The 24,059-nt window shown below is 71.5% G+C and carries 22 protein-coding genes, 1 tRNA gene and 1 riboswitch; of the genes, 16 read left to right on the plus strand and 7 right to left on the minus strand.

Annotation, left to right across the window (positions count from 1 at the left end):
• A complete protein-coding gene (locus tag ACFZBB_RS13455; RefSeq protein ID WP_391120989.1) occupies window positions 1–594 on the minus strand; it encodes a 5-formyltetrahydrofolate cyclo-ligase in 594 nt (197 codons plus the stop codon).
• Between the two features lie 82 nt (window positions 595–676).
• On the opposite strand from ACFZBB_RS13455, the gene galU reads away from it, so the two are divergent.
• The 9 genes from galU (at window position 677) to ACFZBB_RS13500 (ending at window position 7,915) form a co-directional block, all read left to right on the plus strand.
• The gene (galU, locus tag ACFZBB_RS13460) at window positions 677–1,591 is read left to right on the plus strand and encodes a UTP--glucose-1-phosphate uridylyltransferase GalU (RefSeq protein WP_391120992.1); all 915 of its coding nucleotides are present in this window, start codon (window positions 677–679) and stop codon (window positions 1,589–1,591) included.
• On the plus strand, window positions 1,588–2,940 hold the full coding sequence (gene glp / locus ACFZBB_RS13465) for a gephyrin-like molybdotransferase Glp (protein ID WP_391120995.1): 1,353 nt from the start codon (window positions 1,588–1,590) through the stop codon (window positions 2,938–2,940). The genes galU and glp overlap by 4 nt, the downstream gene beginning before the upstream one ends.
• Before the next feature lie 106 nt (window positions 2,941–3,046).
• Window positions 3,047–3,529 (plus strand): cyclic pyranopterin monophosphate synthase MoaC, encoded by a 483-nt coding sequence (gene moaC, locus ACFZBB_RS13470; protein ID WP_391120999.1) that lies wholly within the window; start codon window positions 3,047–3,049, stop codon window positions 3,527–3,529.
• Window positions 3,526–4,074, plus strand: a complete 549-nt coding sequence (locus ACFZBB_RS13475) for a molybdenum cofactor synthesis domain-containing protein (RefSeq protein ID WP_391121002.1) — start codon at window positions 3,526–3,528, stop codon at window positions 4,072–4,074. Before moaC ends, ACFZBB_RS13475 begins: the two co-directional genes overlap by 4 nt.
• Complete coding sequence (locus ACFZBB_RS13480) at window positions 4,071–4,691, plus strand: GNAT family N-acetyltransferase (protein WP_391121136.1); 621 nt, start codon at window positions 4,071–4,073, stop codon at window positions 4,689–4,691. The genes ACFZBB_RS13475 and ACFZBB_RS13480 overlap by 4 nt, the downstream gene beginning before the upstream one ends.
• A 117-nt stretch (window positions 4,692–4,808) precedes the next feature.
• The gene (glpR, locus tag ACFZBB_RS13485; RefSeq protein ID WP_391121006.1) at window positions 4,809–5,858 is read left to right on the plus strand and encodes a gephyrin-like molybdotransferase receptor GlpR; all 1,050 of its coding nucleotides are present in this window, start codon (window positions 4,809–4,811) and stop codon (window positions 5,856–5,858) included.
• A gap of 87 nt (window positions 5,859–5,945) precedes the next feature.
• Window positions 5,946–6,019, plus strand: a tRNA-Ala gene (locus tag ACFZBB_RS13490).
• A gap of 191 nt (window positions 6,020–6,210) precedes the next feature.
• Window positions 6,211–6,297, plus strand: a riboswitch (ZMP/ZTP riboswitch).
• Window positions 6,298–6,346: 49 nt separating this feature from the next.
• Entirely contained in the window at window positions 6,347–7,177 is an 831-nt protein-coding gene (locus tag ACFZBB_RS13495; protein WP_391121139.1) for a tetrahydrofolate dehydrogenase/cyclohydrolase catalytic domain-containing protein, read from the plus strand.
• A 108-nt stretch (window positions 7,178–7,285) separates the two neighbouring features.
• Window positions 7,286–7,915 (plus strand): dihydrofolate reductase family protein, encoded by a 630-nt coding sequence (locus ACFZBB_RS13500; RefSeq protein ID WP_391121009.1) that lies wholly within the window; start codon window positions 7,286–7,288, stop codon window positions 7,913–7,915.
• On the opposite strand, the gene ACFZBB_RS13505 is transcribed toward ACFZBB_RS13500, so the two are convergent.
• Complete coding sequence (locus ACFZBB_RS13505) at window positions 7,900–8,823, minus strand: AEC family transporter (protein WP_391121012.1); 924 nt, start codon at window positions 8,821–8,823, stop codon at window positions 7,900–7,902. The two genes, ACFZBB_RS13500 and ACFZBB_RS13505, sit on opposite strands and share 16 nt — an antisense overlap.
• Before the next feature lie 417 nt (window positions 8,824–9,240).
• Between ACFZBB_RS13505 and ribA the strand changes: the two genes are divergently transcribed.
• The 4 genes from ribA (at window position 9,241) to ACFZBB_RS13525 (ending at window position 16,038) form a co-directional block, all read left to right on the plus strand.
• Window positions 9,241–9,837 carry a GTP cyclohydrolase II RibA gene (gene ribA, locus ACFZBB_RS13510; RefSeq protein WP_391121142.1) on the plus strand — a complete coding sequence of 199 codons (597 nt, stop codon included), beginning with the start codon at window positions 9,241–9,243 and terminating at the stop codon, window positions 9,835–9,837.
• Between the two features lie 182 nt (window positions 9,838–10,019).
• A complete protein-coding gene (locus tag ACFZBB_RS13515; RefSeq protein ID WP_188282412.1) occupies window positions 10,020–10,616 on the plus strand; it encodes a TetR/AcrR family transcriptional regulator in 597 nt (198 codons plus the stop codon).
• 196 nt (window positions 10,617–10,812) lie between these two features.
• Window positions 10,813–13,047 carry an MMPL family transporter gene (locus ACFZBB_RS13520; protein ID WP_391121015.1) on the plus strand — a complete coding sequence of 745 codons (2,235 nt, stop codon included), beginning with the start codon at window positions 10,813–10,815 and terminating at the stop codon, window positions 13,045–13,047.
• Between the two features lie 210 nt (window positions 13,048–13,257).
• Window positions 13,258–16,038, plus strand: a complete 2,781-nt coding sequence (locus ACFZBB_RS13525) for a YfhO family protein (RefSeq protein WP_391121018.1) — start codon at window positions 13,258–13,260, stop codon at window positions 16,036–16,038.
• 15 nt (window positions 16,039–16,053) lie between these two features.
• On the opposite strand, the gene ACFZBB_RS13530 is transcribed toward ACFZBB_RS13525, so the two are convergent.
• The 5 genes from ACFZBB_RS13530 to ACFZBB_RS13550 form a co-directional block, all read right to left on the minus strand.
• Complete coding sequence (locus ACFZBB_RS13530; RefSeq protein WP_391121021.1) at window positions 16,054–16,581, minus strand: methylated-DNA--[protein]-cysteine S-methyltransferase; 528 nt, start codon at window positions 16,579–16,581, stop codon at window positions 16,054–16,056.
• Window positions 16,578–18,185 carry an AlkA N-terminal domain-containing protein gene (locus tag ACFZBB_RS13535; RefSeq protein WP_391121024.1) on the minus strand — a complete coding sequence of 536 codons (1,608 nt, stop codon included), beginning with the start codon at window positions 18,183–18,185 and terminating at the stop codon, window positions 16,578–16,580. The genes ACFZBB_RS13530 and ACFZBB_RS13535 overlap by 4 nt, the downstream gene beginning before the upstream one ends.
• A gap of 150 nt (window positions 18,186–18,335) precedes the next feature.
• Window positions 18,336–18,665 (minus strand): GNAT family N-acetyltransferase, encoded by a 330-nt coding sequence (locus tag ACFZBB_RS13540; protein WP_391121027.1) that lies wholly within the window; start codon window positions 18,663–18,665, stop codon window positions 18,336–18,338.
• Window positions 18,662–18,928 carry a DUF2630 family protein gene (locus ACFZBB_RS13545; RefSeq protein ID WP_355337897.1) on the minus strand — a complete coding sequence of 89 codons (267 nt, stop codon included), beginning with the start codon at window positions 18,926–18,928 and terminating at the stop codon, window positions 18,662–18,664. The genes ACFZBB_RS13540 and ACFZBB_RS13545 overlap by 4 nt, the downstream gene beginning before the upstream one ends.
• A gap of 125 nt (window positions 18,929–19,053) precedes the next feature.
• A complete protein-coding gene (locus ACFZBB_RS13550; protein WP_391121030.1) occupies window positions 19,054–20,034 on the minus strand; it encodes a MerR family transcriptional regulator in 981 nt (326 codons plus the stop codon).
• 419 nt (window positions 20,035–20,453) lie between these two features.
• On the opposite strand from ACFZBB_RS13550, the gene ACFZBB_RS13555 reads away from it, so the two are divergent.
• The 3 genes from ACFZBB_RS13555 to ACFZBB_RS13565 are packed head-to-tail and all read left to right on the plus strand — an operon-like array spanning window position 20,454 to window position 23,988.
• On the plus strand, window positions 20,454–21,956 hold the full coding sequence (locus ACFZBB_RS13555) for an NAD(P)-binding domain-containing protein (RefSeq protein WP_391121033.1): 1,503 nt from the start codon (window positions 20,454–20,456) through the stop codon (window positions 21,954–21,956).
• Window positions 21,953–23,071, plus strand: coding sequence for an alpha/beta fold hydrolase (locus ACFZBB_RS13560; RefSeq protein ID WP_391121035.1), 1,119 nt, complete (start codon window positions 21,953–21,955; stop codon window positions 23,069–23,071). The genes ACFZBB_RS13555 and ACFZBB_RS13560 overlap by 4 nt, the downstream gene beginning before the upstream one ends.
• Window positions 23,068–23,988, plus strand: coding sequence for a short-chain dehydrogenase/reductase (locus tag ACFZBB_RS13565; protein ID WP_391121038.1), 921 nt, complete (start codon window positions 23,068–23,070; stop codon window positions 23,986–23,988). Before ACFZBB_RS13560 ends, ACFZBB_RS13565 begins: the two co-directional genes overlap by 4 nt.
• Window positions 23,989–24,059: the final 71 nt, after the last annotated feature.

Consider the following 24,059-nt stretch of genomic DNA (forward strand, 5'->3'; position numbering starts at 1 on the left):
TCACTTGGCGAAGCGGTGTACTCCTTCTGGCGTCACCGCCAGGTCTACGAGGTGGTCGTGCGGTTCCTGCGGGACTCGTTCGACCACCTCGTGCGCGTAGAGCAGCACCATGAGAAGCGGATCGACCGCGGCCTCCCTCAGCCGCCCGAGGACCCGGTCGTACGAGCCGCCGCCGCGGCCAAGACGTACCCCGCGCGCGTCCACGGCGAGGCCGGGCAGCAGAACGGCCCGCGCCGTGGTGACAGCTTGAGGGCCGAGGCGCTCGCCGGCCGGCTCGAACAGGCCGCGCCCGGTGCGTTGCAGGGCGTCAGGGCCGTCGTATGCGGCCCAGTCCAAGTCGTTGTCGGCGAGCAGGACGGGAAGCAGGACGCGCGTACCGGCGTTCCGCAGGGCGTCGATCAACTCTCGGGTGCCGGGCTCCGTGTCGATCGACACATAGGCGGCCACCGGTCCGGGGGCGGCCAGTTCAGGCAGGCCGCGTACGGTCTGCGAGAGCGCTGTGGCTGCGGCGGCGCGGTCGGCGGCGGTAAGGTCGCGGCGGGTGCGCAGGAGCCTGGTCCGGAGTTCTGCTTTTCGCTCGCGGGCGTCGCTCATACCACACAAATCCGTCCCCAATCCGTCACAACCAGTCGTACCTTCGTCTTCGGGCGAATACTTGCCCGCTATGGTGCACGGCATGACGCAATCACATCCTCGTACCCGGATCAGCAAGGCTGTGATCCCTGCCGCCGGTCTTGGTACCCGCTTCCTGCCGGCGACCAAGGCGACGCCCAAGGAAATGCTTCCCGTGGTCGACAAGCCGGCCATTCAATACGTGGTCGAGGAAGCCGTGTCCGCACAGCTCTCCGATGTGCTCATGATCACAGGACGCAACAAGCGCGCCCTGGAGGACCATTTCGACCGCAACTACGAGCTGGAGGAAGCACTCACCCGCAAGGGTGACGAGTCCCGGCTCGCGCGGGTACGCGAATCCAGCGGTCTGGCGACCATGCACTATGTGCGCCAGGGCGACCCGAAGGGCCTCGGTCACGCGGTGCTGTGCGCCGAACCGCACGTCGGTGACCAGCCGTTCGCCGTTCTGCTCGGTGATGACCTCATCGACCCCCGCGACCCGTTGCTGGCGCGCATGGTGGAGGTGCAGGAACGACACGGCGGCAGCGTCGTCGCCTTGATGCGGGTCGACCGCTCGCAGATCCACCTCTATGGTGCAGCCGCCGTAGTGCCGACGAGCGACGACGATGTCGTGCGCGTCACCGACATGGTGGAGAAGCCGGACCCCGACCAGGCACCGTCGTCGTATGCGGTCATCGGCCGCTATGTGCTCGACGCCGCCGTCTTCGATGTGCTGAAGAAGACCGAGCCGGGGCGCGGCGGCGAGATCCAGCTCACCGACGCGTTGCGTGAGTTGTCGCACCGGGACGACACCGGCGGCCCGGTGCACGGTGTGGTGTTCACCGGGCGGCGTTACGACACCGGTGACCGCGGTGACTATCTGCGTGCGATTGTCCGACTGGCATGCGAACGTGATGACCTGGGGCCAGATTTCCGGACCTGGCTGCGTTCGTACGTCACCGAGGAGATGCAAGAGTGAGTCATGACGCCGACCGGGTGTGGTCCGTCTCCGAACATCTCGACAGCATCCTGGGTCAACTGACCCCACTGGAACCGATCGAGTTGCAGATCCTCGACGCGCAGGGGTGTGTGCTGGTCGAGGACGTCACGGTGCCGGTGGCGCTGCCGCCGTTCGAGAACAGTTCCATGGACGGCTACGCAGTGCGGGTCGCCGATACCAAGGCGGCGACCGAGGAGCACCCGGCGGTGCTCGACGTGGTCGGCGATGTGGCGGCGGGTAGCGGTGAACTGCCCACGGTGGGACCGGGCCAGGCCGCCAGGATCATGACAGGCGCCCCGCTGCCGCCCGGCGCTGAGGGTGTCGTGCCGGTGGAGTGGACCGACGGCGGCACCGGTGGCGGCCCGGCGGCGAGCATGACCGCGCACAGCATCGACCCGGCCGGCGCGGCGGGTGAGGTGCGGGTGCGTCGGCCGGTGGAGCACGGGCAGTTCGTGCGGGCTCGCGGCAGTGATGTCGCCGCGGGGGAGTTGGCGTTGGCCGCTGGTACGATTCTCGGCCCGGCGCAGATCGGGCTGCTCGCGGCGATCGGGCGCGGCGCCGTCAGGGTGCGGCCCCGGCCGCGGGTGGTCGTGGTGTCGACCGGTAGCGAGTTGGTGCAGCCGGGTGAGGACCTCGGACCCGGTCAGATTTACGACTCCAACAGTTTCGCGCTCACCGCCGCGGCGCGGGCGGCGGGCGCCATCGCGTATCGCGTCGGCGCCGTCGCCGATGAGGTGGAGACGCTTCGCGCCACCATCGAGGACCAGCTCATCCGCGCCGACATCATCGTCACCAGCGGCGGGGTGAGCGTCGGCGCGTACGACGTCGTCAAAGAAGCGCTGTGGTCGATCGCGGACGGCAGTGACATGAACGTCAACGGCGACGACGGTGAGGGTGACATCGCCGCGCCAAGTGGACATGTCGACTTCCGCAAGCTCGCGATGCAACCGGGCAAGCCGCAGGGCTTCGGGCGGATCGGACCCGACCGCACGCCGCTGCTCGCGCTGCCCGGCAATCCGGTGAGCGCGTACGTGTCCTTCGAGCTGTTCGTCCGCCCCGCGATCCGCACGCTGATGGGTGCCGGGTCGGTGCACCGGGAGGTCGTGCGCGCGGTGTGCGTCACCGCGATCGAGAGGTCGCCGGAAGGCAGGCGGCAGTTCCTGCGCGGTCACTACGACCGGGCGTCCGGTACGGTCACGGCGGTCGGCGGTTCGGGATCGCACCTGGTCAGGGCGCTCGCGCACGCCGACGCGCTGATTGTCGTACCGGAAGCCGACACCTCGGTCGAGGCCGGGGCGGACGTCGAAGTGGTGGTGCTGGAGCCGTAGGCGATCGGCTGCCGGGCGGTCCGCGCGCACACCGGCGCGGACCCGCGGGCCGTGCGGAGGTCCCTGCCGGTACGGTGTCTGCCCAAGAGACCGCACCGGGAGAACGATGAGCAGCGCGCAGCAGCACCTCACCCACCTCGACGAGGCAGGCGCGGCCCGAATGGTCGACGTCTCCGCCAAAGACGTCACCGCGCGCACGGCCAGGGCGACAGGACGGGTCCTGGTCGATCCCAGCGTCATCAAACTTCTGCGCGGCGCAGGCGTTCCGAAGGGCGACGCCATCGCCACCGCGCGGATCGCCGGGATCATGGGCGCCAAGCGCACTCCTGACCTGATCCCGCTCTGTCACCCGTTGGCGGTGTCCGGTGTGACAGTCGACCTGGTGGTCGCCGACGACGCCGTGGAGATCACCGCCACCGTGAAGACCACCGACCGCACCGGGGTGGAGATGGAGGCGCTGACCGCGGTCACCGTCGCCGCGCTCACGATCATCGACATGGTGAAGGCCGTCGACAAGGCGGCGGTCATCACCGATGTGCGGGTCGAGGAGAAGACCGGCGGCAAGTCCGGCGACTGGCACCGCGCATGACCGCGCCCGCCGTACCGCAGGCCGCGCCGGGCCGCACCCTGCGCGCGCTCGCCGTCACCGCGTCCAACCGCGCCTCCGCAGGGGTGTACGAGGACCGCGGCGGCCCGCTGATCGTCGCCGCGCTCCAGGAGTTGGGTTTCACCGTGGACGGCCCGCGGGTCGTACCCGACGGCGCGCCCGTCGGCGAGGCGCTGCGGGAGGCGGCCGAGGCCGCGTACGACGTGGTGGTGACCACTGGCGGCACCGGTATCTCGCCGACGGACCGTACCCCCGAGGTCACCCGGGAACTGCTCGATTACGAGATCCCCGGTATCGCCGAGGCGATCCGCGCGGCGGGCCGGGAGAAGGTGCCGACCGCCGTGCTCTCCCGTGGCGTGGCGGGTGTGTGCGGACGCACGCTGGTGGTGAACCTTCCCGGTTCGAGCGGCGGGGTCAAGGACGGCCTCGCCGTACTCGCCCCGCTCCTGGTGCACGCCGTCGACCAGATCCATGGCGGCGATCACTTGAATGACCAAACGACTTCAGTCCCTGGGAGACCGAGCTGAACGGGTCCTGGCCGGTTGAGTTGGTGGACGGTGACATCACCCTTCGCCCGATCCGGATGCGTGACCAGCGCGCCTGGCGCGAGGTCAACCGGCGCAACCGCGACTGGCTGCGTCCGTGGGAGGCCACCGTGCCGCCCGCCCCGCCGGGCCATGTCGCGCAGCGCCCCACGTACCGTCAGATGGTGCGGCACCTGCGCTCGGAGGCGAGCGCGGGCCGGATGCTGCCGTTCGTGATCGAGTACCAGGGGCGGCTCGCGGGGCAGCTCACCGTCGCGGGCATCACCTGGGGGTCGATGTGCTCGGCGCACGTCGGTTACTGGGTGGACGAGGCGGTCGCCGGACGCGGTGTGATGCCGACGTCGGTGGCGCTCGCCGTCGACCACTGCTTCCGGCGCGTCGGACTGCACCGCATCGAGGTGTGCATTCGCCCGGAGAACGGTCCCAGCCGCAGGGTGGCCGAAAAGCTCGGTTTCCGGGAGGAGGGGCTGCGTCCGCGCTATCTGCATATCGACGGTGGATGGCGGGACCATCTGGTCTACGCGCTGACGGCGGAGGAAGTCCCGGAGGGGTTGCTGTACCGCTGGCGGCAGGCCAGGCCCGGTACGCACCAGAAATAAAACAATTGTTCGAAAATGAAGCCAATCGCAAAAAAATCTCGGCATATCAGCCAGATCGTGCGACACACCGGCCCAAATTGCGTATGGCGTGTCTCGATCACCCCTACCGTGTAACGCGTGAGCAGTAGTGGCCTCATCTACGCAGTCATCGTCGGGGCCTGGGCTGCCTACTTGGTGCCCATGTGGCTCCGTAGGCAGGATGAGCTCAACGAAGCGCGTCCGACTGAACGCTTCAGCACCGCCATCCGGCTTCTGTCCGGGCGCGCGGCGATGGAGCGGCGTGTCGCGAAAGCGCGAGGTGAGAGCGTCGAACCCGCGGAGGACGCAGCCGACGACGTATCCGAGGACGACCTCGCCGGAGCGGTGGACGTCCGCGGACTCGCAGTGCCCGCGACCGAGGTGCGGCCGGGCGTCCCGCAGGGCGCCCACGGAGCACGCGGTACTCAGGGCGCGGCCGGCGCACATGGTGCGCACAACGCGCATGGTGCCCGCCCCGGCGTGCCCAACCCGCGTGCCAAGGTGCTCGCGCGCCGTCGCCGCACCACGACACTGCTCTTCCTCGGCTTCACCATCGGCGCCGTCGCGGCGGCCGTCGGCGGCGTCGCGCTGCTCTGGGCGCCCGCCATCCCGGCCGTTCTGCTGACGGTCTACATCGGCCAGATGCGTCGCCAGGAGCGGCGCCGCTTCGAGGTGCGCATCGACCAGCGGTACGCCGCCGAGGCCGCCCGACGCCTGCGCGCCCGCCCGGAACCGGCCGCCGAGGAGCACCAGCACCAGGCAGCGCCCGCCGAACGCCCCGCGCCCTCGCCGCGTACGGTCGACCGGCGCGCCCTCGTCGAGCAGACCGACCACGCCGAGTGGGTCGACCAGCAGCGCGCGCAGCAGAACAACGACGACGGCTGGGAGCCCGTACCGGTCCCGCTGCCCACCTATGTGACGGCTCCGGTCGCCCCCCGTACGCCGGGCGGCGTCGACCCCGGCGCGCCCGACACGTGGAGCGCCGCCAGGTCCGGCACCGCCGCCGCGGAATCCGCCCCGCCGACTGCCGCGCAGGAGTCGGCCCCGGCCGCCCCCCAGCCGCGCCGCCCGCGCCCGCGCACCCCCCGCACCCCGCTCTTCGACCAGTACGCCGACCCCTCCGACCGCCCCCGCGCCGCCAACGAGTAGTGCCGCCAGGCTTCCCGGCCATCCGGACCAGCGTGAATCACGTTCACGACCACCCGTCTCGGGATGCTAGAGTTTTCCTCGTTGCAAGGGCCTGTGGCGCAGTCCGGTAGCGCACCTCGTTCGCATCGAGGGGGTCAGGGGTTCGAATCCCCTCAGGTCCACAACAAGACCGTTCCTGGTCGATTTCAGGAACGTTTGACGGAATCCCGCCGGTCTTCATGATCGGACGGGATTTTTGTCGTTTACGGGGTCCGTTCGAGACGGTTCAGGGCGGCGGAGCTTTTCAGGGCGGCGTACGGCCCCGGCCCGCCACCGGCGACACGGGACGGGGGCGGCGGGGGCGGATAGAGTGCGGGTGGGCCGTGACTGGCGCTGAGGTGGAGTACCACCGGGGAGCGGCCTGACGCATACGTCGGTGCCGTGCGCCTGGGCGAGTGGACTGAACACGCCTGGAGGCAACGGTGGCATCGACACATACCGCGCGGCTCATGGACGGGGCCGGTCTTGCCCGGCGCATCATGGGGGAGACCGCCGCCAAGGCGTCGATCGTTGCGCGGCGCACAGGATTCGCACCGTGCCTGGCGACGGTGCTGGTGGGCGAGGATCCCGCGTCGGTGACGTATGTGCGGATGAAGCAGTCGCGCAGCGCGAAGGCCGGAATCCTGTCGCGCCATGTGGCGCTTCCCGCGCGGACCAGTACGGCGGAACTCGTGGAGACGCTCGGTGCGCTGTCGGCCGACCCCGAGGTGCACGGCATCTTGTTGCAGCATCCGGTGGGCCCGCACATCGACGAGCGGGCGGCGTTCGAGGCCATCGCGCCGGAGAAGGACGTCGACGGCGTCACGGTCAGCTCGTTCGGCGCGATGAGCTTCGGCCTGCCGGGGTTCGTGTCGTGCACTCCGGGCGGCATCATGCGGCTGTTGGAGGAGTACGAGGTCGGGCTCGCGGGGAAGCGCGCGGTCGTGGTGGGCCGCAGCGCGATCCTGGGCAAGCCGGTCGGGATGCTGCTGCTCGCGAAGGACGCGACGGTGACGTACTGCCACTCGCGTACCGAGGACCTGGCCGCGGTGGTCGCGGAGGCGGACGTCGTGGTGGCGGCGGTGGGGCGGGCCCGGCTGATCCGGGGTCAGGACGTCAAGCCGGGCGCGGTGGTGATCGACGCCGGGTACAACGCGGGCAATGTCGGCGACGTGGACTTCGAGACGGCCCGCGGACGTGCGCGGCTGATCACGCCGGTGCCGGGCGGGGTCGGGCCGATGACGATCGCCGTGCTGCTGGCGCAGACGGTGGACGCTGCCGCACGCCAGCTCGGGGTGTAAGGGTCCGGGTCCGGGACCGGCCCCCGCTGCCGCAGTGTTGAGCGCGGCTGACCTGCGCCGATGTCCACTTCAAGGGCAATTGTCAGTGGTGGGTGGCAGGCTGTGACGGTGACCAGGACTCAGTACTACACAGCGACCACGCTCGACGGATTCCTCGCCGATGAGGCGAATTCGCTCGACTGGCTCTTCGAGGTGGACACCGAACCCGGAGAGCCGTTCGAGCGCTTCATGGCGGGCGTCGGGGTGCTGGCGATGGGTGCGACGACGTACCGCTGGGTGCTGGAGCACGAGAAGGTGGTGGAGCGGCCGGAGGAGTGGCGGCGCTGGTACGGGGACCGGCCGTGCTGGGTCTTTACGCACCGGGACGATCTGCCCGCCGTGCCGGGGGTGGACATCCGTTTCGTCCAGGGTGATGTACGGCCGGTGCACGCGGAGATGGTGGCCGCCGCGCGGGAGGGGAGCGGTGGCAGCCGCGGCTACGGGGAGAACGTGTGGCTGCTCGGCGGCGGCGAGTTGGTCGGGAACTTCGCCGACGCCGGGCTGCTGGACGACATCATCCTCGGCGTCGCGCCGGTGACGCTGGGAGCGGGGGCGCCGCTGCTGCCCAGACGGCTGGACGGGGGGCGGCTGCGGTTGACGGACGTGGAGCGGGTCGGCCAATTCGCCTATCTCACGTACGAGGTGGGGCAGCCGGTGACACCGCCCGCCGGTGGGGGCGGGGGTCAGCCCAGTGCGTAGGCGATCAGGGTGAGGGTGACCATCGAGAGCAGGGTGGTGAGCAGGACGGTGTCGCGGGGGAGGTCGGTGGGGAGCCGGTATTCGGAGGCGAAGATGAAGGCGTTCTGCGCGGTGGGAAGTCCGGCGCACAGGACGACGGCGAAGAGGGCGTGGCCGGAGAGGGCGAAGGCGTACCGGGCCAACAGATAGGCCAGGAGGGGGTGGACGACGGTCTTGAGGCCGACCAGCAGGCGGCGTTCGGTGCGCGCGGCCGGGGTGGGGCGGGAACGGGCGTGCAGCGACATGCCGAGGGCGAAGAGCGCGGAGGGAACGCCCGCGCCGCCGAGCAGTTGGACGGGGGAGACCATTTCGGTGGGCAGGGTCAGTCCGGTGGCGGCCACCGCCAGGCCCGTGGCGGAGGCGGCGATCACCGGGTTGCGGAAGGGGAGTCGGAGCATGCGCCGCCACAGCGCGCCGACGCCGCGGTGGGTGTCGAGGTCGATCAGGACGAGGATCAGCGGGGTGATGAAAAGCATCTGGAAGAGCGCGGCGGCCACGATGAAGGACGTGTCGTGCAGGACGTGTACGGCGACCGGGATGCCGAGGTTGGCGGAGTTGACGTAGGACGCGCACATCGCGCCGATCGCCTGGTCGGCCTGGCGGTGCCGGAACAGCTTGCGGCTGACGGTCAGTCCGGCGGCGAAGACGGCGAGGAGGCTGATCGCGAAGACGCCGACACCCGCGGTGGCGAGGTCGCCGATGTGCGACCTGGACATCGTCAGGAACAGCAGCGCGGGCATGGCGAAGGTGAAGGCGAACCGGCCGAGCACGGTCTGCGCCTGGTCGCCGAGTACGTCGAAGCGGGCCGCCGTCCAGCCGAGGGCGGTGACCGCCCAGATGGGCAGGAAGCCGATGAGTACGGCGTGCACGGCTAGCTCGTACGCCGCTTGGCCGTCGCGGGTGCGGATGCCGGTGCCGGTGCGGGTGCGGGTGCGGGCCCCGGTGGCGGTGGCGCGTCGGCTGTACGCGGATCGGCCGTAGCCGCCGTACCGGCTGTGCCCGCTGCGTCCGCCGCGCTCGCCGTGTCTTCGGTCCCCGTCACCGCGTCAGCATGGCGGACCCAGGGGCGGCCGTACCGGGCGGGTCGAGGGGGGAGCGGGGACGCCGACTCCTACGTGTGGCCTGGGTCACATCTCAGGGCGGGGGAAATAATCCGACCGCCGGAAGAGCTTGATGTTTCAAGATCTTATGAGGGGGTCAGCATGGCGTCGAAGGTGTCGACCAGTGCGTCGGGCACGGCGGTCAACGCGGCGCGGGGCGGGGAGAATCCGCTGCCGGCCGCCGGGATGCGGACGAAGGTGCGGGTGCCGCTGCGGTTCTCGGACGGGTGGGGGACGACGGCGGACGTGTTCACGTTCACCGGTCTGGCGGACGGCAAGGAGCACCTGGCGCTGGGGCTCGGGGACTACGAGGGCGCCGAGGCGCCGTTGGTCAGACCCCATTCGGAGTGCCTGACGGGGGACGTGTTCGGGTCGGAACGGTGCGACTGCGGGCCGCAGTTGCGCGAGGCGGTCGAGCGGATCGCGGAGACCGGCGGGTATTTGCTGTACCTGCGGCAGGAGGGCCGGGGGATCGGTCTGTACGCGAAGCTCGACGCGTACGCGCTCCAGGACGACGGCCTCGACACGTACGAGGCGAATCGCGCGCTCGGGCGCGGCGAGGACGAGCGGGACTACACCGCGGCCGCCCAGATGCTGGCGGCGCTCGGGGTCGACGGCATACGGCTGCTGAGCAACAACCCGGACAAGGCGCGGCAGCTCACCGCGCTCGGGACGGCCGTGGTCGAGCGGATTCCGACCGCCGTGCACGTGTCGGCGGCGAATGTGAGCTACCTGCGGGCGAAGGTCGAGCACACCGGTCACACGCTGGCGCTTCCCGCCTGAGCCGGGACGCGACGTCGACCGCCGCGCCGCGCCTGGGCGGTGCGGATCCGTACGCGCGAGGGCGCGGGCACGGTTGAGCGTCGCGAACGTGATTCGACCCACGATCGAAACGGTGGCGTTTCGATCGCGGGCCGTCTATGGTTATGTGTACGACATCGTTTCGACTCGGAGGGCAGGGCGACATGACGGCTGAGGTTTCCGCCACGCGTCGTACGCGTCTGACCCCCGAGCGCGAGCACGAGCTCTACGCGGCGGTGGTCGAGCTGCTGCGTGAGGTCGGCTACGAGGCGCTGACGATGGACGCGGTCGCGTCCCGTACGCGTTCCAGCAAGGCGACCCTCTACCGCCAGTGGAAGGGCAAGCCGGAACTCGTGGCCACCGCGCTGCGGCACTCCAAGTCGGTGTCCACGGCGGACATCGACACGGGTTCGCTCAGCGGTGACCTTCACGAACTCATCCGCTGTCACGACCAGGACGAGACCAAGCGGGACCAGGAACTCATGCGCGGGCTCGCCCACGCGGCCTTCAGGAACGAGGACCTGTTCCGCGCCCTGCGCGAGCTGCTCATCGAGCCGGAGCTGGTCAGCTTCCGGGCTCTTGTGCAGCGCGCCGTGGACCGCGGTGAGCTGGCCGCCGACAATCCGGCACGCGACTTCGTTCCGCACCTGCTGTTCGGGGCCGCATTGGCGCGGCCCATCATCGAAGGTCTCGACCCCGACCCCGACTTCTCACACAGATACATCGACGCGGTGGTCGTCCCCGCCCTGCGTCTGTCGTGACGAAGCGCACCGGCCACTGATGTGATCTGACCTTTCCCAGCGCCACTCAGCACGACTCGGCGCCCCGGGACGACTCAGCACCACTTCCTCAGCACGACATTCCCCGCACCACCGCTCCACCTGACACGCCGCTCTCGTCGTCGGGCTGGTTCCTCACGCCCACATTTCCATCCTCCTGACGGGAGCCCATGCCCCCATGGCCACATTCCTCTACAAGCTGGGCCGGCTCGCTTTCCGGCGACGGCGGTTCGTCGTACTGATATGGGTGGCGCTGCTGGCGCTCGCCGGTGTCGGCGCGGCGACCGCGCCGTCCGCGCCGAGCGACAACTTCACGGTGCCCGGCACCGAGGCGCAGCAGGCGTTCGACCTGCTGCATGAGCGTTTCCCCGGCACGAACGCCGACGGCGCGAGCGCGCGCATGGTCTTCCAGGCACCCGACGGTCAGAAGATCACCGCGGGGCCGAACAGGGCGGCGGTCGAGAAGGTCGTCGACGAGCTGAAGAGCACACCGCAGAAGGCGACGGTCGCCGATCCGTTCGCCGCCGGCGGTGACGCGATCAGCAAGGACGGCACCACCGCTTACGCGTCGGTCAGTTACACGGCCAAGTCCACCGACATCACCGACGCCACGCACACGGCGCTGGAGGACGCGGCGCAGCACGGCAGGGACGCCGGGCTGACGGTGGAGACCGGCGGTACGGCGCTCCAGGCGTCGGTGGAGACCGGGAACAGCGAGATCATCGGTGTCGGCATCGCGGCGGTCGTGCTGCTGATCACGTTCAGTTCGCTGGTCGCGGCGGGGCTTCCGCTGCTGACCGCGATCATGGGTGTGGGTATTGGTATCGCGTCGATCACCGCGCTGGCCAGCACGCTCGGTCTGTCCAGCACGTCGTCCACGCTCGCGTCGATGATCGGACTGGCGGTCGGTATCGACTACGCGCTGTTCATCGTGTCGCGGCACCGGCATGAGCTGATGGAGGGCCGAGAGGGTGAGGACGCGGCCGGCCGGGCGGTCGGCACGGCGGGCTCCGCGGTGGTCTTCGCCGGTCTGACCGTGCTGATCGCGCTGGCGGGCCTGGCCGTGGTCAACATCCCGATGCTGACCAAGATGGGGCTGGCCGCGGCGGCCACCGTCGCCATCGCCGTACTGATCGCGCTCACCCTGATCCCCGCGCTGCTCGGCTTCGCGGGACCGAAGGCGCTCAGCCGCAAGGTCCGCAAGGGGCGCGCGGTCGACACAGGCAAGCCGAACATGGGCACCCGCTGGGCGCGCATGGTGGTACGCCGCCGGGTGCCGATCCTGGTCGCGGGCGTCGTGGCGCTGGGCCTGGCCGCGATCCCGATGACGAGCATGCAACTGGGCCTGCCCGACGACGGTTCGCAGCCGGTCAGCACGACCCAGCGCAAGGCGTACGACCTGCTGTCCGACGGTTACGGGCCGGGCTTCAACGGACCGCTGATGGTGGTGGTCGACGCCGCGGCGAGCGACGATCCGAAGGCGGCGGTCGACCGGATCAAGACGACCATCACCGGCTTCCGCGATGTGAAGACGGTCAACGCGCCCGCCTTCAACACCAAGGGCGACACGGCCACCCTTTCGGTGGTGCCGGACTCCAAGCCGAGCAGCGCGCAGACCGAGGACCTGGTGCACGCGATCCGCGGGCATCAGGGTGAGTTCACCGGTACGACCGGCGCGCACGTCCTGGTCACCGGCACCACGGCGATGAACATCGACGTGTCGCAGAAGCTGAACGACGCGCTGGTGCCCTACCTGGCGCTGGTCGTCGGCCTGGCGTTCCTGCTGCTGATGCTCGTGTTCCGGTCGGTGCTGGTGCCGCTCAAGGCGGCGCTCGGCTTCCTGCTGTCGGTGCTCGCGGCGCTGGGCGCGGTCGTGGCGGTCTTCCAGTGGGGCTGGCTGTCCGGCCTGATGGGCGTGGAGCAGACCGGGCCGATCATGAGCATGATGCCGATCTTCATGATCGGTGTGGTGTTCGGTCTCGCGATGGACTACGAGGTCTTCCTCGTCACCCGGATGCGGGAGGCGTACGTCCACGGGGAGTCGCCGAGCCAGGCCGTCGTCACCGGCTTCAACCACGGTGCGCGGGTGGTGTCCGCTGCGGCGGTCATCATGATCAGCGTCTTCGCGGGCTTCATCGGCTCCTCCGAGTCGATGATCAAGATGATGGGCTTCGGCCTCGCGATCGCGGTCGCCTTCGACGCGTTCATCGTTCGTATGACCATCGTCCCCGCCGTGCTGGCGCTGCTCGGGCGTTCCGCCTGGTGGCTGCCGCGCTGGCTCGACCGAGCGCTGCCCAATGTGGACGTCGAGGGTGAGCAGCTCCGCAAGAGCCTCGGTGACACGGTGACTTCCGACGGCGGCGCCTCGGGGACCGGTGCTTCGGAGGAGAAGCACGAACCCGTACGCGTCTGATCATGTGACGCCGTCGGTTGTGGCTTCGTCCAGTCGGACGCGGCACCAGGTGACGCCGTCGGTTGTGGGATCCTCCACCCGTCCGGTTGCCTTCGGGCACCGGGCGGGTGTTTGACGTTCACCTCGGAGTCGGTGGAATGTCGCGTTCCTGTCTGTCGGGGATGCCTAATATCTGGCGACATTCACAGAACATGCGTACCGGGGGAACCGATGGCACCTCAAGAAGTCCCTCCGGGAGCGGACGGGCGCGTGAGGTCGTGGTTCCTCGCCGCGCGCACACGGGCGGCGCTGCTCGCCGCGGGCGTCGCGGCGGTCGCCTTCTGCATCGGTGACGCGGTCGCGGGCAGCTACCCGTTCGGCTCGCGCACGCGCAGCGTCAATGACCTGGGCAACCAGTTCGTCCCGTACCACGCGCACCTGTGGGACCTGCTGCACGGCAGGGCCGACGGCGGGCTGCTGCTCAACTGGCAGTCCGGCTACGGCAGCAGCTTCCTGCCGGACCTCGGCACGTATGTCTCCAGCCCCTTCGCGCTGCTGGTCGCCTTCTTCCCGCGCGACCGGATCGACCTCGCCGTCTACGCCGTGACCGTGCTGAAGATCGGTGCCGCCGCAGCGGCGATGGCCGTACTGCTGCTGGCGCTGCGCCCCGGCCGGTGGTGGGCGGCGGGCGCGCTCGGCGCGTCGTACGCGCTGTGCGGCTGGACGGTGATGCTCGCGTCGTACAACCCGATGTGGCTGGACGGCCTGATCGCGTTCCCGCTGCTGTGCCTGGTGGGGGAGTGGGCGCGGACCGCGCGGCGGCCATATCTGAGCGTCCTCGTGGTCGCCCTGTGCTGGATCGCGAATTTCTACACCGCGTATATGGCGACGATCGGCGCCGGGCTCGTCCTCATCGCCCGGCTGCTGACCGAGCCCGACCGCGGCGACACGACCGCGGCGGACCGGACCGCACAGGACGGGACCGCACCGGGCGCCGGCCGCCCCGGCCGCGGCGGTACGCGTGAGCCGCGCGAGTGGCTGCGCGCGCTCGGCAGGGCGGCGCGCAGCATGGTGCTCGGCATCGGCCTGTCCGCGCCGCTGGTGCTGACCATCTTCAAGGGGACGAAGCTCGCCTACCCCGGCCTGGTGCGGGAGTTCGAGCCCAAGCCGTGGTCGGACCTGCTCGGCCGGATGCTCCCCGGCACGTACGGCTTCACGACGCCGTCCACGTACATCGACACCGCGGCGCTGCTGCTGGCCTTCGCGCTGCCCTTCCACCCGGCGGTGCCGCGCCGCACGCGCACGGTGTGGACGGTGCTGGTGGTGGTGGTCACCGCGTCGTTCCAGTGGAAGCCGACGCATCTGCTGTGGCACGCCTTCACCACGCCCAACGGCAGCGCGTACCGCGAGACGTTCGTGCTCAGCGGGATGATGGTGATCGCCGGGTGGTTCGCCTTCGCGCACGGTCTGCCCGGCCGGCGTCAACTCGCCTGGGCGACGGGCGTGATGGCGGCCCTGGTGGCCGTCACGCGCTTCGGCGCGGAGAAGGGCGTCACCGGGCAGGGCACGTATCCGCTGCTCGCGCTCGGCCTGGTGGCCACCATCGGCGCCCTGTTGCTGCTGCGCTGGGCGGCGGACCGGTCGCAGGGCGGGGCCGCGCCCACCAGGGCTTCGGCGGCCACCAAGGCTTCCGCGACCGCGACGCTGCCCGTGGTGCTGGCCGCGACGCTGCTGATCGGCGCCCAGATCGGGCAGTCGGCGTTCACCAACGCCTGGGACGTCAGGAAGCGGCTGGCGACCATGGACGACTACGGGCAGTGGGGCCAGCGCGAGACGTACCAGTACGACGCCATCGCGAAGGCCGACGGCTGGCCGGACTACCGCACCGATCCCGGACGCGAACAGACCGTCGGCAACGACCCGTTGATGGTCGACGGTCAGGGCGCGCAGTACTACAGCAGCCTCACCGCCGATGTGTGGACGAAGACCCTGATGGCGCTCGGCGGCGGCTGGACCTCGCGCGGCCGGTCGTTGCAGAGCCTCGACAACCCCGTCACCGACGTCATCTTCTCGGTCGGCGCGCGCGTCCACTCGCGCCGCGACCCGCACCAGGTGCATGTGAACCCGCCGCCGAACGTGCCGCCGACCGTCACCCGGCAGGACGTGCCGCCGCTGGTGACGATGCGCGACGCCGCACCGGCCGGGCGCTACGGCCTCTCGCCGTACCGGAACCAGGAGTTGCTGCTCGGCTCCGCCGTGTACACCCCGACCACCGCCGAACTGCGCGACAGCAAGGGCCGGTTGATGCCGCGCACCCCGAAGGGGTACCGGATCGCCGGGTACGTACGGCGTCCGCGGACCAGTACGTACTCGCTGCGGACGTCCTGCCCCGGGGGCAGCGACGTGTACTTCTGGGCACCGGACTTCAAGGGTCAGGTCACGCTCCCGGGCGCCGCGCCGGTCGACTTCCTCGGCCGGATGCCCACCCACCGCGCCGCCGTCGAGCGCCTGGGCGATGTGCCGCGCGGCGGCGGGACGTTCGCCCTGAAGGTACGGGCCCTCGAGCCCGGCACCCTCTCCTCGGACGGCGTCGGCTGCCTCGACCGGGGCAGGCTCGCCGCCGCCGAGCGGAAGCTGGCGGCGGGCGCCGCCACCCGCGTCCAGGTGACGGACGACGGCATCAGCGCCCAACTCCCCTCCAACGCCCACGGATTCGCGGTCGTCGCGGCCCCGGCCATCAAGGGCTGGAGCTGCGCCACCGACAACGGCTCCAGGCGCCCCGCGCGCTCCTACCTCGGGCTGATCTCCGTGCCCGTCACCGCGGGCGCCACCTCGGTCTCCTGCTCCTTCACCCCGCCCGGCCTGCACCTCGGCGAGGCGATCGGCGGCGCCTCACTGCTCGGCGTCGCGGCCCTCGCGGCGTACGGCTGGTGGCGCGGGCGCCGCCGCCCCGAGGAGGACGGCGACAGCGAACCGGTACGGCCGGTGCCCGCGGCACTGGTCGAGAGCTGAGGAGGCTCCCGCACCTCAGAGCAGCACCGGCTGCTGGACGCCGTTCTCCATCGCCAGCAGCCACCGCTTGCGCGGCAGCCCGCCGCCGTAGCCCGTCAGGTCGCCGCCCGCGCCGACGACGCGGTGGCACGGCACGATGACGCCGATCGGATTCTTGCCGTTGGCCAGGCCCACCGCGCGGGAGGCGGTGGGATTGCCGAGGATCGCGGCGAGTTCGCCGTACGAGACGGTCTCGCCGTACGGGATGTCGCGCAGCGCCGACCAGACGCGCTGCTGGAAGGGCGTGCCCGACATCGCCAACGGCAGGTCGAAACGGGTGAGTTCGCCCGCGAAGTAGGCGTCGAGCTGGGCGCGGACGGCGGCGAAGACGGGGCTGTCGCCGCGCGGGCCGAAGGTCTCCCGGGCGGGGCGGTGCCGCTGCTCGGTCATGTAGAGGCCGGTGAGGGCGGAGCCGCGCGCGACGAGGGTCAGTTCGCCGCAGGGGCTGTCCACGACGGTGTGGACCGGGTGCTCCGCCGAGGGGCCGGGGCGGTTGACGGTCATGAGGGTGAAGTCCCTTTCTCATCGGTGGTGTTGGGGGGCAGGACGTTGATCGGGTGGTCACCCGTCGCCCACAAGTACTGCGTGGCGTAGGCCCGCCACGGCGACCAGGCGGCGGAGTGCCGTACCAGCGCCGCCGGAGTCGTCGGCAGACCGAGGTCGCGGGCGGCGTACCGCACGCCGAGGTCGGTGGCCAGGAAGGCGTCCGGGTCGCCGAGCGCCCGCATCGCGATCGTCTCGACCGTCCACGGCCCGAATCCGGGCAGCGCCGAGAGCTGGGCGCGGGTCCGTACCCAGTCGCTGCCGACGTCGAGGTCCAACTCGCCGCTCTCCAGGGCCTGTACGAGCGCGGCCAGGGTGTTCCTGCGGGTCTGCGGCATCGCGAGGGCGGCGGGGTCGAGTCCGGCGAGCGCGGCGGGAGCGGGGAAGAGGTGGGTGAGGCCGCCGCCGGGGTCGGTGACGGGCTCGCCGTGGGCGAGCACCAGACGGCCGGCGTGCGTACGGGCCGCCGCCGTCGAGATCTGCTGCCCGAGGACGGCGCGGACCGCGAACTCCGGCCCGTCCGTGACCCGCGGCACCCGCCGCCCCGGCGCCTTCGCCACCAGCGGCGCGAGCACCGGATCCGCGGACAGCAGCGCGTCCACCGCCCGCGGGTCCGCGTCCAGGTCGAGCAACCGGCGGCAGCGGCTGATCGCCTGCGCCAGGTCACGCCAGTCGGTGAGCCACAACTGGCAGGCGATGTGGTCGGGTTGGGGCCGCAGCGCCACGATCCCGGTGCCGTGCGGCAGCCGCAGCGTGCGCCGGTACGCGCCCGCCCGCCACTCCTCGACGCCCGGTACCGCGGTCGCGGCCAGGTGCCCGAAGAGATTGTCCGGGGTGAGCGGGCGGCGGAACGGCAGCCGCAGCGACAGGGTGCCGGTCCCCGCGGCCGGACGCCCCTTGGCGACCCGCGCCCGTAGCTCGCTCGGCGACAGGGCGAAGACCTCGCGCACGGTGTCGTTGAAGGCGCGGATGCTGGCGAAGCCCGCCGCGAAGGCCACCTCGCCCATCGGCATCGCGCTCGTCTCGATCAGCAGCCGCGCGGTCTGCGCGCGCTGCGCACGCGCCAGGGCCAGCGGCCCGGCGCCCAGCTCCGCCAGTAGTTGCCGCTCGACCTGCCGGGCGCTGTAGCCGAGCCGCGCCGCGAGGCCCGGCACCCCGTCGCGGTCCACCACCCCGTCGGCGATCAGCCGCATCGCGCGCGCCACCAGGTCGGCCCGCTCGTTCCACTGCGGCGAGCCGGGGCTGGCGTCCGGGCGGCACCGCTTGCAGGCCCGGAAACCGGCCTGCTGCGCGGCGGCGGCGCTCGGGTGGAAGGTCATGTTCTCGGCCTTCGGCGGCACCACGGGGCAGCTCGGGCGGCAGTAGATGCCGGTGGTCAGCACCGCGGTGTAGAACCATCCGTCGAAGCGGGCGTCCTTCGACCGGACGGCGCGTACGCAGGTGTCGAAGTCCGGGACGGCCGCGGCCGACGCGGAGTCCCGGACCGTTCCCCTGGCGGCGTTCCCGCTCGCAGCCGCGACCGTAGCCGTAGCCCTATCCGTATCCCTGTCCGTATCCGTGTCCACCCCACCAGCATCGCCCGTCGTCAGGCTACCGGTCTGGCGGAAATCCGACATGGACGTCGGGGCGCGTACGGTGCGGGCGCGTACGGTGCGGGGGCGGCGGTGCGGGCGCGCCGGTGCGTACGGGCCGGGGGCGCCCGTACGTACAGGGGCTCAGTCGGAGACGTTGCTCGCCGGTACGTAAAGCAGATCCGCGTACTCCGGGTGCTTGCCGAGCCAGCCCTCGAAGAACGGGCAGATCGCCAGGACCCGCAGGCCCTGCGCGCGGGCGGCGTCCAGGGCGGTGCGGGCGAGCGCGGAGCCGACGCCGCGGCCCTCGTAGGCGTCCTTCACCTCGGTGTGGATGAACGCGATCATGTCCGGGGTGCGCAGATACGCGGCCACCCCGGCGATGTCGTCGCCGATACGTGCCTCGTACCGCTTGCTCGCGGGCGCGTCGGTGACCGTGACGTCACCGTGGACGGAGGTGGCGCCGTCGGTCATGAGCGGTAGTTCTCGACGGTGGAGGCCGGGCGGACCTTCGCGTCGCCGGGGTCCTCGCCCGCGTCGGTCAGGGCGCGGCGCTGCCGCAGCAGGTCCCAGCACTGGTCGAGCTCGCGCTCCAGGGCGGCGAGCCGCTCCTGTTCCGTCGCGCCGTCGATGCTGCCTGCGGCGAGCAGGTCGCGCAGCGCCTTCTCGTCCGCGACCATCGCGCTGATCCGGCCCAGAATGGCCTGGTCTGCCGAGGAGTCATTGGGCTGTTGCACGGGGCACCTCCCGGGTCGGTACGGCCTTGTGGTCCACTCTCGCAGGTCGTGCGGCGGCGCGCTCGCGATGTGCGGGGTGATGTGACGGGTCAGACGCGGCCGGTACGTCGGGTGCGGTGCGTACGTCAGGCGCCGGCGGTGGGTTCGGCCGGGTCCGTACCGATTTTCGTACCGCCGTCCGTACCGGCTTGCGCGCCGCCGTCCGTAGCGCCGTCCGTACCGGCTTCCGTAGCGGCTTCCGCGCGGGCTTCCGTAGCGCCGTCCGTACCGGCTTCCGTACCGCAGTCCGCGCCGCCCTCCGCCCGCTCCGCCTGCTGCCGCAGCCAGGCGTCGATCTCGGCCCGTACCCGCCGCTCCATCGCGAGCCCCATCTCGGCGTCGACGATGTTCTTGGCGAGGGGCCGCAGGCGTTGCAGGGACTCGGCTATGCGGTGGGCCTCGGCGGGCGGGAGGTCGTCCATGGGCCCGATGACGTGGGTGCGGATGACCTGGGTGAAGAGGTCGGCGAGCGCGTCGGTGTGGGCGCGTACGCCGCGTCCGGCGGCGAGGACGGCGGCCAGCGGCACGCCCTCGTGGACGAGGGCGGCGGAGGCGTCGAGCAGGCGGCGGCTGATGTGGATGACGTTCTCGCCGTCGACGCCGATGTAGCCGATGTCGAGGGCCGTCGTCAGATTCTCCGGGGTGACGTCCTCGCCGAAGTAGTCGGCCAGTTCCTCGGGGGTGAGGCGGACCGGGGTCTCCTCCGACCAGGGCGCGGTGAGCGCGCCCTCCAGGCCGAGCAGTTCGGCGACGCCGCCGAGCGTGCGGCCGTTCTCCCAGGCGCCGATCAGCTCGGCGATGCCGCCGAGGGTGTGGCCGCGCTCCAGCAGCCCCGCGATGGTCCGCAGCCGGGCGAGGTGGGCCTCGGAGTACCAGGCGATCCGGCCGTCCCGGCGCGGTGGCGGGAGCAGCCGCCGCTCACGGTAGAACCGCAGCGTCCTGACGGGGATCCCGGCCGCCTTGGCCAGCTCCTCCACGCGGTACTCGCGCTCGGCCCCTGAACCGCTGCCGGAGCCGTCGCCCGCGCCGTGGCCCGCCGCGCCGCCACCGCTTCCGTTGTCGTCCACGCCGTCAGCCTATGTGCTGTTCGGGGCTGTCCGACCCCGCCCCTGGGCAGGTATTCCGTCGTGGCATCCGCCGCCGCGCGCCTGGCCGTACGCCCCCGTGTCCGGACCCGTACGCTTCGTCGCGCACCCCGCCACCCGGACGCGTACGCCCCCGCCGTACGCCCCGTGTCCTGGCCCGTACGCCCCACGGCGCACCCGTCGTCCGCCACCGCGCACCCCGCAGTCCGCCACCGCGTACCCCGCAGTCCGCCACCGCGTACCCCGCAGTCCGCCACCGCGCGCCCCACCGTCCGCCCCACGTACGGACGACTTCCGCCCCTACCCCTACCGGAGGTAACCCGGCATGGTCTACAGTCCGAACCGTGCCAGTGATTGCTGGCATGATCGACGGGGGCACAATTCGGCGGAAGGCGGGTGCCATGGACGAGCTCGAACACGTGCGGGTGGCGGTGATCGGGTCCGGGTTCGGCGGGCTGGGGGCCGCGGTACGGCTGCGGCGCGAGGGCATCACGGACTTCGTGGTCCTGGAGCGCGCGGACTCGGTCGGCGGGACCTGGCGCGACAACAGCTATCCGGGCTGCGCCTGCGACGTACCGTCGCACCTGTACTCGTTCTCCTTCGCACCCAACCCCGACTGGCCGCGCGCCTTCTCCGGGCAGGAGCACATCCGGGCGTATCTGGAGCGGGTCACCGACACCTTCGGGCTCCGCCCGCACCTGCGGTTCGGCGCCGAGGTGCGGCAGGCCCGCTGGGACGGCGGGGCCAACCGCTGGCATCTGACGACCGCGGCGGGCGAGCTGACCGCCGATGTCGTCGTCTCCGCGACCGGGCCGCTGTCCGACCCGAAGATCCCCGACATCCCCGGGATCGAGCACTTCCCCGGGCGCGTCTTCCACTCCTCGCGCTGGGACCACGACTTCGACCTCAAGGGCAAGCGCGTCGCCATGGTCGGCACGGGCGCGTCCGCGATCCAGATCGTGCCGTCCATCCAGCCGGAGGTCGCCCGGCTGACCGTCGTGCAGCGCACCCCGCCGTGGGTGATGCCGCGCGTCGACCGCGGGGTCAGCGCCGCCGAGCGCTGGCTGCACGGCAAGGTCCCGGCCACCGCCAAGGCGCGCCGCGGCCTGCTCTGGCTGATCAGGGAGTTCCAGGTCGGCGCCTTCGTACGGCACCCGAAGCTGCTCAAGGCCGCCGAGCGGATTGCGGCCAACCACCTGAAGCGGTCGGTGAAGGACCCGGAGCTGCGCGCCCGCCTCACCCCCGACTACACCATCGGCTGCAAGCGCATCCTGCTGTCCAACACCTACTATCCGGCGCTCGCGCAGCCCAACACCGAGGTCGTCACCTCCGCGCTCAGCGAGGTCCGCGGCTCGACGATCGTGACCGCGGACGGCACCGAGCGCGAGGTGGACGCGATCGTCTTCGGCACCGGCTTCCACGTCACCGACATGCCGATCGGCGACCGGGTGATCGGCGCGGACGGCCGTACGCTCGCCGAGCACTGGAAGGACGGCATGGCCGCGCTGCGCGGCTGCGCGGTCGACGGCTTCCCCAACCTCCTGTTCATCATCGGCCCCAACACTGGCCTCGGTAACAGCTCGATGATCCTGATGATCGAGTCGTCGCTGAACTACGTCGCCGACTTCATGCGCACCCTCGACGCCACCGGCGCCGCCGCCCTCCAGGCCAGGCCCGAGGCCGTCACCGCCTGGAACGAGGAGATGCAGCGCCGCGCCGCCCGTACGGTCTGGAACACCGGCGGCTGCAAGAGCTGGTATCTCGACGCGAACGGCCGCAACACCACCGCCTGGCCCGGCACCACCGCCGAATTCCGGCGCGCCACCCGGCAGTTGAAGCTTTCCGAATACGAGGTGCTGGCCCCGGTCGCGGGTCGGCGCGAGGCTGTGGAGGCCATGTCATGACGGTGCCCTACGAGGCGGTACGCGCCCGCCGCGAGCTGACCGTCGTCTCCGCCGACGGCACCCGGATCCACGTCGAGGAGTACGGCCGCGCCGACGGCCCGCCGCTGGTCCTCGCCCACGGCTGGACCTGCTCCACCCTCTTCTGGGCCCCGGTCGTCCGGGCGCTCGCCGCCGACTTCCGGGTCATCGCGTACGACCAGCGCGGGCACGGGCGCAGCGCGTCGCCGCGGTCGCGGGCGGGGTACGGGACGACGCAGCTCGCCGACGATCTGGAGGCGGTGGTGAGGGCTGTGCTGCCGGGGGGTGCTTCCAGCGCTACGGGCGCTTCCGGTGCTTCCGGTGACGGCGCCGGTGACAGCGCTGGTGACGGCGTCGGTGACGGCTACGACGGTGAGAAGGCCGTGCTGGTCGGCCACTCCATGGGCAGTATGACGATCATGGCGGCCTTCGGGCGTACCGCCGTCCAGGAGCGTACGGCCGCCGTCCTCATGACCAGCACCGGCAGCGCCCGGCTGCTCGGCTCGACCCAGGTGCTGCCGCCCCGCTTCAGCTCCCGGCGCGTCCGGCGGGCCTTCCACCGGCAGCTCCTGGTGTCCCGGCTGCCGCTCGGACCGGTCACCCCGGTCTCGCGCGCGGCGCTCAAGTACGGCGTGCTGGCGTCCGGTGCGACCCGCGAGCAGGTGGCCTTCTCCGCCCGTATCGTGCACGCCTGCGGTTCGCGGCAGCGCTCCGAGTGGGGACGGGTGCTCGCCGCGCTCGACCTCGACGCGGAACTGGCCGCGCTCACCGCGCCCACGGCCGTGCTGGTCGGCACCGCCGACAAGCTCACCCCTCCCGTGCACGCGCGCGGCATGGCCGCCGCCCTGCCGAACTGCACCGACCTGATCGAGCTGCCCGGGCTCGGCCACATGACCCCGATCGAGGACGCGGACGCGGTGGTCGCGGCGGTACGGAAGCTGGCCGCGGCCCATCTGCGGGTGGGTGCCGCGTCCGGCGACGTACGCGCGGTGGACGACCCGCGTACCGACCCGCGTACCGACCCGCGTACCGGCACAGGTACCGACACACTTACTGACCCGCTCACCGACACACGTACAGAGGAGAAGAGCGCATGAGCAGCCGTACGGACAGCTCGCTCGACGGGCAGGTCGTGGTGGTCACGGGGGCGGCGCGCGGAGTGGGGGCGCTGCTGGCGCGCAAGCTCGCCGCGCGGGGGGCGACGCTGGCGCTGGTCGGCCTGGAGCCGGACGAGCTGAAGAAGGTCGCCGAGTCGATCGGGGCGCGGGCGGGCTGGTGGACCGCCGATGTCACCGACCGGGCCGCGATGGCGGCGGTGGCCGAGGAGGTCGCCGAGCGCTTCGGCCGGGTCGACGTCGTCGTCGCCAACGCCGGGGTGGCCACCGGCGGCCCCTTCCTCGACTCCGACCCCGAGGCGTTCGACCGCGTCATCCAGGTCAATCTGCTGGGCAGCATCACCACCGCCCGCGCCTTCCTGCCCGCGCTGCTGCGGTCGCGCGGCTATCTGCTCCAGATCGCCTCGCTGGCCGCGCTGACCCCGGCGCCGCTGATGGCCGCGTACTGCGCGAGCAAGTCGGGCGTCGAGGCCTTCGCGCACTGCCTGCGCGGGGAGGTGGGCCACAAGGGTGTCAAGGTCGGCGTCGGCTACCTGAGCTGGACCGACACCGACATGGTGCGCGGCGCCGACGAGGACGACGTCCTGCGCGACCTGCGCTCCAAGCTGCCCTGGCCCACCAACCGCACCTATCCGCTCGAACCCGCCGTCGACCGTATCGCCGCCGGGATCGTCCGCCGCTCCCCGCACGTCTACGGGCAGGCGTGGCTGCGCGGCATGCAGTCCATCCGCGGCTATCTCCCGTCCGTCATCGGGGGCGCCCTCGGGCAGCGGCAGATGCGGCAGGTCGAACCCGCCCTCGCCCGCGCGGCCGGTACCCACCGCGGCCTCGTCGGCCGGGGCGGCGCCGCCGACGAGACGGCCCGCTCGGCCGGTGCGACCACGGGACCGAACGCCTGAGCCTCACGCTCCGTGACCCCAAAGCCCTTGCCGCGCTGGGGTTTTCGTCCCGAGATGCGCACTTCGCGCAC

It is taken from the genome of Streptomyces sp. NPDC008139, from assembly GCF_042957025.1.
Classification (GTDB): domain Bacteria; phylum Actinomycetota; class Actinomycetes; order Streptomycetales; family Streptomycetaceae; genus Actinacidiphila.